12 protein-coding genes are annotated in these 12,829 nt (G+C 36.8%); 2 read left to right on the forward strand and 10 right to left on the reverse strand.

Going from position 1 to position 12,829, the window contains the following annotated elements:
* Positions 1-7: 7 nt before the first annotated feature.
* From AC5YGI_RS12080 to AC5YGI_RS12090, 3 genes are all read right to left on the reverse strand, one after another.
* The gene (locus AC5YGI_RS12080) at positions 8-589 is read right to left on the reverse strand and encodes a DUF4919 domain-containing protein (protein WP_496168465.1); all 582 of its coding nucleotides are present in this window, start codon (positions 587-589) and stop codon (positions 8-10) included.
* The gene (locus tag AC5YGI_RS12085; RefSeq protein WP_496168521.1) at positions 576-1,235 is read right to left on the reverse strand and encodes a conflict system bpX4 domain-containing protein; all 660 of its coding nucleotides are present in this window, start codon (positions 1,233-1,235) and stop codon (positions 576-578) included. Before AC5YGI_RS12085 ends, AC5YGI_RS12080 begins: the two co-directional genes overlap by 14 nt.
* A 256-nt stretch (positions 1,236-1,491) precedes the next feature.
* Positions 1,492-1,884 carry a VOC family protein gene (locus AC5YGI_RS12090; protein ID WP_496168466.1) on the reverse strand — a complete coding sequence of 131 codons (393 nt, stop codon included), beginning with the start codon at positions 1,882-1,884 and terminating at the stop codon, positions 1,492-1,494.
* Between the two features lie 263 nt (positions 1,885-2,147).
* Between AC5YGI_RS12090 and deoD the strand changes: the two genes are divergently transcribed.
* Positions 2,148-2,858 (forward strand): purine-nucleoside phosphorylase, encoded by a 711-nt coding sequence (gene deoD, locus AC5YGI_RS12095; RefSeq protein WP_454511494.1) that lies wholly within the window; start codon positions 2,148-2,150, stop codon positions 2,856-2,858.
* Between the two features lie 51 nt (positions 2,859-2,909).
* On the opposite strand, the gene AC5YGI_RS12100 is transcribed toward deoD, so the two are convergent.
* The 3 genes from AC5YGI_RS12100 to AC5YGI_RS12110 all read right to left on the reverse strand — a co-directional run bounded on the left by AC5YGI_RS12100 (position 2,910) and on the right by AC5YGI_RS12110 (position 5,293).
* Complete coding sequence (locus AC5YGI_RS12100) at positions 2,910-3,695, reverse strand: TatD family hydrolase (protein WP_496168467.1); 786 nt, start codon at positions 3,693-3,695, stop codon at positions 2,910-2,912.
* 231 nt (positions 3,696-3,926) lie between these two features.
* Positions 3,927-4,577, reverse strand: coding sequence for a tRNase toxin domain-containing protein (locus AC5YGI_RS12105; protein WP_496168468.1), 651 nt, complete (start codon positions 4,575-4,577; stop codon positions 3,927-3,929).
* 2 nt (positions 4,578-4,579) lie between these two features.
* Complete coding sequence (locus AC5YGI_RS12110) at positions 4,580-5,293, reverse strand: DUF434 domain-containing protein (protein WP_496168469.1); 714 nt, start codon at positions 5,291-5,293, stop codon at positions 4,580-4,582.
* 237 nt (positions 5,294-5,530) lie between these two features.
* Here AC5YGI_RS12110 and AC5YGI_RS12115 point away from each other — a divergent pair, with 237 nt between their 5' ends.
* Positions 5,531-6,370, forward strand: a complete 840-nt coding sequence (locus AC5YGI_RS12115) for a DUF4822 domain-containing protein (protein WP_496168470.1) — start codon at positions 5,531-5,533, stop codon at positions 6,368-6,370.
* A gap of 92 nt (positions 6,371-6,462) precedes the next feature.
* On the opposite strand, the gene AC5YGI_RS12120 is transcribed toward AC5YGI_RS12115, so the two are convergent.
* The 4 genes from AC5YGI_RS12120 to AC5YGI_RS12135 all read right to left on the reverse strand — a co-directional run bounded on the left by AC5YGI_RS12120 (position 6,463) and on the right by AC5YGI_RS12135 (position 12,820).
* Entirely contained in the window at positions 6,463-7,512 is a 1,050-nt protein-coding gene (locus AC5YGI_RS12120; RefSeq protein ID WP_496168471.1) for an MBL fold metallo-hydrolase, read from the reverse strand.
* A 165-nt stretch (positions 7,513-7,677) separates the two neighbouring features.
* On the reverse strand, positions 7,678-8,316 hold the full coding sequence (locus AC5YGI_RS12125; protein WP_496168472.1) for a hypothetical protein: 639 nt from the start codon (positions 8,314-8,316) through the stop codon (positions 7,678-7,680).
* Between the two features lie 338 nt (positions 8,317-8,654).
* Entirely contained in the window at positions 8,655-10,406 is a 1,752-nt protein-coding gene (locus AC5YGI_RS12130; RefSeq protein WP_442879155.1) for an alkaline phosphatase D family protein, read from the reverse strand.
* A gap of 227 nt (positions 10,407-10,633) precedes the next feature.
* Positions 10,634-12,820, reverse strand: a complete 2,187-nt coding sequence (locus AC5YGI_RS12135) for a peptidase domain-containing ABC transporter (protein ID WP_496168473.1) — start codon at positions 12,818-12,820, stop codon at positions 10,634-10,636.
* Positions 12,821-12,829: the final 9 nt, after the last annotated feature.

Here is a 12,829-nt window from a genome sequence, read left to right on the forward strand (position 1 = left end):
TAAAAAATTAAAATTTCCACCATTTTTTCTTTTGGGGTTTCTGTTCTTCTTTGCTTTCTGCCTGTTCGTTTCTTTTGCTGAATGAAAAGGCCATTCTCTGATAAGGATCTTTGATATCAAAGTACAATTGAGATCCGTCATCAAGAGTAAGTACATCCATGATCTTATTTCCATCCCTGACCAGACTTTGTGAAACATCCTGTTTATTGAAATGATGCCTGATCAGATCCCTTTCGTCGGAAATTCTTGTAATAATATAGGGGGAAGCTTTGGTTCCGTCCCCTGTTTTTTCAAGGCATTCAAAAATGAGCTGTGCTATTGTCATTTCAATACTTCGTCCTTTATCTTCGTCCAGTTCTTTGTATGCAAAATATTTATAAATATGAGCTCTCGGACTCAGCAAAATATTGATGTTTACATATTGTATAACCTCTTCAAACTTTCCTTCATTGAGTAAATCCTGCATGTTTTCAATATCTTCCGAATAGGGATCATATTCAGGATCATTGATTACCAGCTTACGGCATTTCAGGAACGTTTCTTTGGTGGGGTCCGCTAAAAATTCAAATACTTTCTCATACGTTTTCATTATTGTCTTCGGTTATAGTTTTTAGTTCTCGCCAGAATGCATCTTTATGCATTCCAAATTCGGCAATCAGTTGTTTATTGATAAACGGAATTTCTGCCAGTTTATCATCTTTTTTTTCAACAATTCTTTCCAGATATAGTTTTCTGTAGGTATTGTCTTTCAGTTCTTCAGGCCAATTTACGTTTTTCAGATCAAGATCATATCCTATTCCGGAATAGTGAAACTGTGTCAGGATATTTTCCAGCATAGGGATTAAAGCATCTTCGGGATCCACAGTATGTAAAGCAGCCAGTACCTGTGGCAAAAATCTGAGTGACATATCTGCGGATAAGATGGAAGGAATATCCCGTGTTCCTTTGAATCCGGGAATAAGATTTTCAATATCCTTTTCGGTATTTTCTCTGATGAGATAAAGCTGTGCGCTGTGATAGAGAATCTTGGCGGCCCATACGGCTGTCTGTTTGTTACAGATTAACCGGTCTGATAAAAATTCAAGTCTTTCTTTTTCGAATTCTGTTTCAAAATAATCTCCTGCATCCGCCTCTTCCTGAGGGGAGATTTGCTGTAAGCTTGAAAAAAGAGTGATACATTCTTCCTTACGAAGCAAAAAGATCGTGTCTAAAAACGGTGACTTGGTTTCCATGATCTAACAAAAATAAAATTATTTCGGTGAGAATAAAATTTTTGTGGGAAAGATTCTTGTTAAATATGGATTCTTTGAAGTAATTATAAGGTTGGAAAGCGCAAATGCGCAAAAGGTTATAAGCATTATGCTGTTTTTAAGGTGCAAGAAAATCAAAGATTTTCAGTAAGGTAAATCTTACCATCTAAACCTATAAGGTTTGAAATTACGTATTCATTACTATTAAGATCAATTTGTCGCTAAAGCGCCTCGCAATGACTTACTGTGATACAATTTCAATGATATTATTTTCAGGATCAAGGATGACGCTTTCATAATAGCCGTCCCCGGTGGTACGCGGTTCTCCAGCCACTTTATATCCATCTTTTCTCAGTATTTCTGTAAGTTCGTCTACTTTTTGTTTATTGTCTACAGAAAATGCGAGATGAATAATTCCATACTGCTGGGATTCATAAGAGTTTTCAGTTTCTCTGATATCCGGTCTGGTCATAATTTCAAGACGACAGCCGCTCTCAAAACTTAAAAAATAGGATTGAAAATTTTTAACAGGATTATGGTATTTTTCATTGGAGACCGCTCCGAAATATTTCTGATAAAATGCTCTGGATGTTTCAAGATTTCTCACCCAAATAGCAATATGTTCAATTGTCATAGTTTCAATTTTTACGGTTTAACTGATGCAAAAATAACCGCCTACCTTTAACGATACCCGCTCCACATTATTCTTTTATTGTCCTGTATTTACCAGGTTAGGTTTTGGATTATACGAAGGTCTTTATTAAAAATATTATTTAAAGCATTTATTAATAACATCTTATACATTTTATTAATAAAACGTCGTTTCATTGTTTCCATTTTCGTAATTACAGAAACAAACTAAAAGTTATTATCTTTGTCGCATTCAAAAAAAGTATTATGAGTATTCACATCAGTGCAAAAAAAGGAGAAATTGCCAAAGTCGTATTGCAGCCGGGGGATCCGCTTCGTGCACAGTATATTGCTGAAAATTATTTAGAAAATGCTAAACTGGTAAGCAAAACCAGAGGTATTTTTTATTATACAGGTCTTTATAAAGGAAAGGAAATCACTGTAGGAGCAAGTGGAATGGGTTTTCCAAGTATCGGAATTTATTCTTTTGAGTTGTTTACAGAATATGAAGTAGATACGATCATCAGAATCGGGACTTGTGGTGCTTACAATACAGATCTTCAACTTTTTGATATTTTAAATATTGACAAAGCTGCCAGCGAAAGTACGTACGCCAAATATGCATGGGGAATTGAAGAAGACATCCTTTCTCACCAGGGGAATATCTTTAACACCATCAACGAAACGGCTAAAGATTTATCATTGAATGCTAAAGCCATCAATATCCACAGTAGTGATATTTTCTACAGAAAAGATCCTGCTACTCCTGAAATTGCTACAAAATACAACTGTCCTGCAGTAGAAATGGAAGCTTTCGGTTTATTTGCCAATGCTCAGCATTTAGGAAAAAATGCAGCAACAATTCTTACCGTAACGGATATTATCCCGACTCACGAAAAAATCTCTGCTGACGAAAGAGAAACAGCTTTGAATCCTATGATGGAACTGGCTTTGGAATCTGCGATAAAGAGTTTATAAGAATCAATATACTATAAGAAAAGAGCTTTACTTTATCAGTAGAGCTCTTTTTTATAGTCTGAAAAAATTTCTGGCAGTTTCTGTAGTCTCATCTGCCACTTCAGAAATGCTGATCTTCTTAAGATGGGCAATGGTTTGTGCTACATAAGGTAAGAATGAAGGTTCATTCCGCCTGTTCTGTATTCTCGCCATATTCTTCGGAAGCATAAATGGCGCATCCGTTTCAATCATCATTCTATCGAGAGGTACATATTTTATGACGTCTTCCAGATGTTTAAATCTTTTGTCATCACTTATGGCTCCGGTAAATCCTAAATAAAATCCTTTATCAAGATATGTTTTTGCTTCCTCTAATGTTCCGGTAAAGCAATGTACAACAGCTTCGGGTAATCTGGTAAGGTATTCATCTGTAATGTCATTAAATCTTTTAAATGCGGATCTTTCATGAAGAAAAAGCGGTTTATTGATTTCTATCGCGAGCTCCAGCTGGGCCTTATAACATTTTTCCTGAATAGGTCTGGGAGAAAAATCACGGTCAAAGTCAAGGCCGCACTCTCCTACGGAAACCACATGATCCTGCTTTAATAATTGCCTGAGTTCACTAATACTTTGTCCATTAAAAGATTGGGCATCATGGGGATGAATTCCGGCTGTTGAAAATAAAATTTCGGGATATTCTTCTGCGATTTCCGCAGACTCTCTGCTTCCACGTATGCTGGTTCCGGTGAGAATCATATGTTCAACACCCTCGTCCAAAGCGCGGTTGATAATTTCTTCGTGTTCATTATAGAACTGTTTATTGGTCAGATTAATGCCAATATCAATGTAAGTGTTCATTGTTTTTTACTTTTTATTTGATGTTAATTTCTAAATATAAAATGGAAACTGATTGATTCGCAGCTTCTGTTTTATATCTGCAAAACTAGACGTATGGTACGCAATCTTTTTACGCAGTTAAAAAGAAGAAAAGTAAAAAGGCAAAATACTTTATGATTAAAAAATCTGCTTATCTGCGGGAGTTTTTATTTTCCACGGATTTCACAGATGGTGCAGATGTTTGTGGATACTCTATTCGTTGATAAATTTTTCAAGAAAGCCGATCAGCTTTGTTCCGCCGTGGCTCCAGCGGATTCCATGACCTTCTTTTTCCCTGACTTCATAGACCAGCTCATGTTTGTAATGGAAGAAAACATTCCACCAGGTTTTATTGTCAAGAATTTCATGGATTTTTGCCATTACTTTTTCCTGCTTCTGTTGGTTATTTCCTTTTATTTCGCCCCAGAAATCGTCATCCATTCTTCCAATATGCTTTTCCCAGGCTCTTTGTGCAATGGTAATTTCATTATTGAAAGGTTCCAGACAGGCATTAATCAGCATGTTTTTCAACGGTGGAATTCCATTTTCATTGCGGATGCTTGCAGAGGTTAATCTTTGTCCTAAAATATTCAGCCAATGTTCAAAAGGAACAGCTTCCATCGATGCGGCTTTTACCTCATCTGAACCATTACTTTCAAGAATAGCAATAAATTTCCCAAAACTTTCCTGCCTGTCAATGATTATTTCTTCATTAAAATAAGGCAGCTGCCATTCTAAAGTATTTTGCTTAAATCTATGAATATTTTCCTCCAGAGTTTCCAGGTGTTCTTCTGCTAAAAGAGCTTTGTATTTACTTTTCCATTCTTCTGAAAACAGTGGAATATAAGGTTCAAACATATTCATACTTACTTCGTTGTGATAAGATTAACAGAAAGATTTTCTTCACTGATCAGATAACCAATCAGATTGAACCATTCTTTGCAGTGATCGAGAATCCAGGCATCTGAGGAAATAACGATGGCTGAACTTTTCGCCAGAAATTTATCAGGATTAAACTGAAGATCAGCTTCCCAGTTGAGTTGATTCTGCCCGGCATATTCAAGAACAAGCTGTTTGATTCTTCCACTGTTGGAAACCGGCTGATCAAAAATCCATACAAGTTTCTGAATATGATTTTTCCTGTAAAAAGAAGCAATCAACTCAATGGCTCTTAGGGTTTGATTAACTCTTTTATAAGTTCCATGCACGCCTGAAAGGTCACGGATACAGCCATCCAATCCTTCAAAAACATAAGCTTCAGAAAGCAGACTTTCCAATAAAATAATAACATTGAAACCATCAAGATATATTGTTTTCTCTTTTAAATCCGAAATATCAACATGCTTCAACTGTCTGTTGTGAAGCTGTACATCGGATGCCGACATTCCTCTCAAAGCTTGTATCTGTCGGGATTTCAGACGGTACCTGTTACCAACGAGATCCGAAGCCGCTTTTTCCGGGTAATCTCTGCTCAGCAGGTACTGCATGTCTTCAACGGCCAGTTTCAGCTTACTGATCTGTTTCTCTGAACCGAATAAGGTATCATCACCTGTATTTTTTCCACGGTTTCTGTTATTCATACTCAAAAATAGAGTTTTTGGTGGATGTTAGAAACCACCCCGTCAAAAATTCTTTGAATTTTTGACACCCCTCCAAAGGATGGGAATTTCACACCTTTGATTGTTAAATTTGTCAATGATATCATTTTTCTCATTCTGAATTGGGATCTGTTATATTTTCTACAACAAAAGAGATATTTTATACAACGCCGTGATATTTATTAGGAATAAGTTTGCAAAGACTTAAAAAATACCTTTATGAATACACTGAAAAAATTATGTTATTTGTCTGCAGCGGTGCTGTTATCAGCGTCTTTCGTTTCATGCTCAAGTGATGATAATGAAATCATTATTGAACAGCAGACTCCCTCACAAGTACTGTCTTCTACGCCATGGGAAACTACAGGAGCCAAAGATAAAAGTGGAAATAATGTAGCCCTTACTGATGCCAGCGTGGCAGGATATGTAGGTTTTGCTTATTTCAAAGCAGATGGAAAGTTTGCGATTTATAATCTCACTGACGTTTTAAGATCTATGGGAACATGGTCTGTAGATGCACAGGGAAAAACAAGAACTATTGCTGCATTAAACCCGGATGGAACCACTATTTTCACCCGTGATGTTGAAATTCTTGTGTTGAACAGAAATGAATTCACCTACAGAATCCGTCCTAATTCCAGTGATCCGTCTGTGTATTATGACATTATCCATACGAAAACTTCTCACGCTGAGCCAACGAACGGGCAGCTTACTTTAGCTTCTACTCCATGGGAAACAACAGGTGCCAGGGATAAAAGCGGAAATAATGTTGCTCTTACTGATGCCAGTGTAGCCGGGTATGTAGGATATTCTTACTTCAAAGCTAACGGAACTTTTAAAATTTTCGGTTTAAATGATGTACTGCGATCTGAAGGAACATGGTCTATTTCTCCCGACGGAAAAAAGAGAACGCTTACGACTCCAACTTTTACGCGTGTTGTGGATATTCTGCTTCTGAACGAAACAACATTTACTTACAGAATTACCCCAGATGCGGCTAACCCAGCTGTATTTTACGATATTATCCATACAAAGGTCAACCATAAGGAGCCTTTGTAATGATTATTTTTTTTATAATAAGGAAGAACCTGCTCAGTAACGGGCAGGTTTTTATATGTTTTAATTAAAGGAATGATACCATTTGTAATTCATTATCTGTATTCTTCCCACCATTTTTTCCAGTTTATTTTTCCCAGCTGATCCAGATTTACTTTTTCCCCGATCATCGGAAGGGTAACCGGGATATTGTTTTCTTCAGCATGTTTTGAAGCCAGCTCTAAAGGTTCGTACCAGGTATGCTGTGCAAGCTTGAATTTGGAATTGTGTACCGGAATAAAGTTTTGGGCTTTTAATTCTTTTATTTCTTTCATCAGCTGGTCCGGCAATGTATGAATATAAGGCCACTTTTCGTTATACTGCCCATTTTCCATTACTGCCAGATCAAATGGCCCGAATTTCTCTCCGATTTCTGTAAAATGATTCCCATAACCGCTGTCACCGCCTAAAAACAGATTTTTGGAAGGTGTTTTTAAAACGAAGGAGGTCCAGAGCGAGATATTACGGTTCAGTAATCTTCCTGAAAAGTGTCTTGCCGGAGTAAGCGTGATTCTGAAGCCTTCTGCAATATCTATACTTTCCCACCAGTTCTTTTCAATGATTGTATCAAATGTCCAGCCCCAATATTCAAAATGCTGTCCGGTTCCCAGTCCGCAAATGACTTTTCCTACTTTATCCTTTAATTGCTGAACGGTTTTATAATCCAGATGATCCCAATGATCATGCGAAATAAGAAGGAAGTCAATCTCGGGCATATGTTCCGGTTTGTAATAATCGGATCCCTGAAAAGCTTTTATTGAACCCGGCATGGGAGAAGCATTTCCACTGAAAACAGGATCTATTAAGAATGTCTTTCCATCAACTTGCATGAAATAGGAACTATGTCCAAACCATATCAGCACATTTTCATCCGGTTGAAGATTTTTAAGATCAGTCTCTACAAAAGGGAGCGCTGTTTTGGGTGATGTGTTTTCTATTTTGCACAGGCTTTGAAGGAGTAATTTCGTCATACTTTCTCCTTCTAACAGTGCCGGGGTTGTCAATATGTTCTGAAACCGGCCGTTAAGATAATTGGGCAGTGTACTGAAATATTCTTTTCTTTTTTCATCGGGAAACTGTCCCAACTGCTTTTTTAAACTTTTCATTTATTTTATTTTAAATCCAGCCCGGTTTCTAAAGGTATACTCTTTATCTTATTGGGGTGTGAAATTTTACTATAAAATAAATATAAGCATAAGATTCTGAGCTGTGAAAATAAAATGAAGAGGATGTTGAAATTTTAATTCTTTATGATTTAATGAAAACTATTCTTAAAAAATCCATTTAACCAGTCCAAGCACAAAGATTCCTAATACTATGCAACCTATTATCATTACAGCAAAAGTCTGCACAAATTCTGTCCAATACTTTTTTTTATCGAAAGTAAAATCACTGGGGTTGATATAATAGACGTCATATACCAAAGGATCTATGCGCAAATCCGGCCGAAAATGTACAATTCCCTGAATATATCTTCTTCGTAAAGCTTTTAAATTTCCGATATAATAGCTGTAACCGGCATCAGTTCCGTCAAAATCTACGTCTGCTGCCGAACCATTGTACTTTACATTTAATATATACATCTTGTTTCGTGGGCTGATACTTACATCATATACATCGGAAAGGTTATATTTTTCCAGATCATGATAAAGAATTTGATCTATCGTTCCATCGGCTCTTTCGTAATGAATTCCCTGATCATCAACCTGTATCTTTCGGACTACTCTTTTTCTGATTCTCCGCTGGTAAAGAAAAAAACGGTATAAACCAAAAGCAAGAGCCGGATAGTATAGTATTGCGACAACAATAAATATGACCGGTTTATCACTCATCACAACGGGCAATCCCAATGCCAGCAGGAATGCCACCAACAATAAAAGTACCCCAAAAGTTCTGGTTATCCAGGTCATGAACCACCATGTTTCAGATGTTAATGGCAAAAAATCTTTTCTTGTATCCTCTTGCATACCCTCAAGATACGAAAAAAGTAAATAACCTCAAGTAAAGAGGGACGCTGGAAGAGGGAGGCAGAAGGTTACTGTTAGTCTGATAATTTCTGGCAGTTATTGTTAAATCCATGAAATTCCTATAAAAAATGATAAATTAAGAAGTTTTTTATGATCTCAATACCTTTCCTCTTACTGCTTCCGGTTTCCAAACTACTTAATCAGATTAAATAATACAAAAGAGCCACAGCAGCACCATGACTCTTTTACCAAATTGAAAATAAGATATAATTAAATTGAAACTATGAAATCGTATAGGTCTTTTCTGTAGTGGTATTGTAGGTATCGGAAATCACATTGTCTACAAACCTCCACTCTGCAGTAGAACTTCCGGTGGTAAATTTCACATGCAGATATCCTCTTTTATAAAGATTGGCATATTCCAGGTCATCAATCAATAGTGAAAATGCCTGAGCCAGTTCTATTGCTTTTGCAGGATCCGAAGTGATTCCCAGATATCCTTCAAGGCCAGGAGAAGAAACGGAACTGCAGGCAAGCTCTGTCCCGATAAATTTACCCTGGGCATCGGTAAGCTTTCCTAACCATGCATTGTGGGTATCTCCGGCCAGTACCACTACATTTTTTCCTGCAAGAACAGAATAAAGCTGTTCTCTTTCCATGAAATATCCATCCCATGCATCCAGATTGTACGGTAAAGTCGTTGTGATTCTTGCAATTTCCTGCGGTGTCAATGTAGGATCCTGTTGTTGATGTCTTGTTTTAAGAATAATCAACTGAGTGATGGTATTCTGAAGCGCCTGCATAGTAGCCGGCTGTGCACTTCCATACTGTTTAATTTCCGCAAGAATCTGATTCAACAGCATCAAAAGCTCTGCAGGAACCATCATTTTCGTCATTAAAATCTGTTGTCCAAGCACTTTCCATTTGGCTGTATCACCATTGATCTGGGCATTCAGCCATGACATCTGCTCGTTTCCGATCAGTTTTCTGCTGGTGCTTAAGAAATCTGTTTTAAACTGTGTCTGATTAAAACTTCCTGTATTATCAAGATAATCCGAATATTCCATTTGTTTATCCCTTGCAATCACCCTTGTATCCATCATGTAAAGGGAAACGATATTCCCGAAGCTGAAACTTCTGTAAATTCTCATATCTTTCCCTGTTTTAAGAGGAATGTATTCGCTGTAAGCCTGAAATGCAGCCATTTTTCTTGCCTGAAAATCTCCTTCGTTCGGCTGATGATTTTCTGCTCCTGTTTTATAGGTATCATTGGCAAACTCATGATCGTCCCAGACACAAATGAAAGGCTTTTTCTGGTGAAGAAGCTGAAGGTTTTTATCTCCTCTGTACTGCCTGTATCGTTCCCTGTAATCGCTGAGGTTAAGAATTTCCTTCGCCGGCTGATGGGCTCTTCCCAACTGATTGGTGTAGGGGTTTGTTCCGTATTGTCCGGGAGCATATTCATAAATATAGTCTCCAAGGTGTACGACAACATCTGCTTCAGATTTTGCAATCGCACCATACACATTGAAAAGTCCTGCAGGAAAGTTGGAACAAGATACGACAGCCATTTTAACTTCACTTACAGCATCTGATTTTGAAGGTAAAGTAAGGGTTTCTCCTGTTACGCTGACTTCCTTAGTTGTACTGTTATAGAATCTGTAGTAATATTTTGTGTTGGAAGAAATATTCTGTACATCTACCGCTACAGTAAAATCATTTACCAGTGCAGCATTTGCCTGACCTCTTCTTACTACTTCTGAAAAATTGCTGTTTTTACTGATTTCCCATGTAATCTCTGCATCTGTTCCTTTTGAATACCGGGTCCAGATAATAATTCCTGTTGCGCTTGGATCAAAACTTGCTACCCCGGATTCAAAACCTCCGTTTTTAAGATCATCGGGGGCATTTCCGTTTTCAGTAAAATCATCGCTGCAGCTTTCAATTAAAGGAGCTAAGAAAATTCCTCCGGCTGCCAATAGTGAATTTTTAAGAAATCTTCTTCTGTTGAGTGGGTTGTTGTTTTCCATCATTACTTTTTTTGCAAAGCAACGGTATCCGGAGAAGACGGCTGTTAACTGTGTTTTAAATATATTTTATGATTTTTTAAACAAATGTTTAATGTTATGCATAGGAAATTGTTATGATATGTATCGCTGTAATGAGCAAACACAAAAAGGAAACCTTTCCGGCTTCCTTTTTCAACAAGTTCCATAGAAGAAACTTTGTTTTCATCAAATATATTATTTATGGTCTTATTTTATTCTCCTAATTCCAGCTGGTTTCTGACCAAATTAAAATATTCTCCTTTTTTGGATACTAATTCCTGGTGGTTACCCTGCTCTACAACTTCGCCCTTTTTCAAAACAATGATATTGTCTGCACTTTTTACTGTGGATAAACGGTGTGCAATGATAACAACGGTTCTTCCTTTAAAAAATTCCTGTAAATTATCATGTATAATTTTTTCATTTTCTGCATCCAGCGCAGAAGTAGCTTCATCAAAGAAAATAAAATCCGGATTTTTATATACAGCCCTTGCAATAAGAATACGTTGTTTCTGCCCTCCGCTCAGATCATCTCCTGCGGCTCCTATTTTGGTGTCAAATCCTAAAGGAAGACTTTGAATCATTTCGTATATATTGGCTAATTTACAGGCACTGATCAATAATTTTTCATCTGCGTCTTCCTGCATGGCAATATTCTCCCTTATGGTTCCGCTGAATATGTATGAGTCCTGAAGAACAACTCCACAATTGCTTCTCCACCAATCATGATTGATCTGAAACAGCTCTTCTTGCCCGATGTTCAGATCTCCTTCTGAAGAAGGATAAAATCCCAGAAGAAGTTTGGATAATGTGGTTTTTCCACTTCCGCTTTCTCCAACTATGGCAAGAACTTTCCCGTTAGGAATTTTAAAATTGATATTTTTTAAAACATAGGGCTGATGTCCCCCCGGATATTTGAACCATACATTATTTAAACTAATATCCTTACTCAGCAGAGCCTGATTTCCCTCTTTTAAATTAAGGTTTTCATCGGTTTGCTGTAGAATTTCCTGAACTCTTTTATACACTAAACTTGAATCCTGAAATGAGCGGAAAAACGCGACCAGATTTTCTATGGGTGCGGAAGCAATACCTATAATATATCCTATACTCAGCATCTCACCAACCGTCATTTTCCCAAGTGATACCCAATACACGCAAAAAAAGGTAGTTGAAAATATAAATAACTGTTTAATAATGCTGGTAACATTGGTTTGATAAATATCCAGGATAAGACTTTTTACTTTGGTCTTATATATCTTTTTCTGCAGCTCTTCCCACTTTGATATTCTTGAAATATGAGCATTACTAATTTTAACGGAAACCATTCCGGTAATCATCTCAACAAGATGATTTTTGCTTTCTGAATTTAATTTAAAGGCATAATAATCTATAATCCTTCTTTTATTATGAAACAAGTAAATCCATACAGTGGAAAAAACAGCAATTCCCAGAAACCCTAATGCTATATACTGGTTATATATTAAAAGCCTTATTACGAGTACAATCAGTAAAAAAACTGATAAAATATTCGATAGCAATTGTCTGGTTAACAACTGTTCTATTTTTGACTGTTCTTCTATTTTCTGTAATAGGTCTGTGTATAATCTGTTTTCGAAAAAAGAGACCGGAAGTCTGACTGTTTTCTGCAGCAAGTCATTCAGCATTTTAATGCTTACCTGTGAGCTAAAGTGTACTCCTACAAAATTCTGAAGGATATTGATGAGTATCTGCCCTCCATACAAAAGCATCTGAAATCCAAAAATTCCAATGATCACTTTTCCTTCTTTCGACTTCATTCCTTCGTCAAACATCTTCTGAATCAGCTGAGGAAAGATATAGGAAATAACGGAACTTATCGTAATTAAAAAAATCAGCAGTCCAATTTTGAAATTTTGTTTTTCTAAAACTGAACGAATATAGCTTTTGAAAATTTTTAAATCCTGCTGTTCAAAAGGAGGTTTAAACTCAACAAACTCTTCCTTCGGGATTAATTGTAGCCCAATCCCTTCGTTATCTGTGGACGAAATCCAAAGCTTTACAAACTGCTCTTTTTTAAGCTTTAGTCTGCCATATTTGGGATCTGAGATATAATAAAAATTATTTTTGATTTTATAGAGTACAACAAAATGCTCCTGCTCCCAATGTAAAATGCAGGGTAAATGAACATCCTCGTTCAGTGTAGACAAAGGAACCTTAAAGGGAGTTGTATGAAAATACAGCTTTTTACCGGCATCATTAATATCTGCCAGAGTAACCCCGGAGCGGGTAACTTCAGTAAGGTTTCTCAGATATACCAGATCACAATCTTTGCCGTAATATTTTAGAATAATCTTAAGGCAAACCGGACCGCAATCCATCTGTTCTATTTGGGAATAAAAGGGGAATTTGTTGAACACAATAATAAG

The organism is Chryseobacterium sp. CS3K3.1, assembly GCF_059515165.1.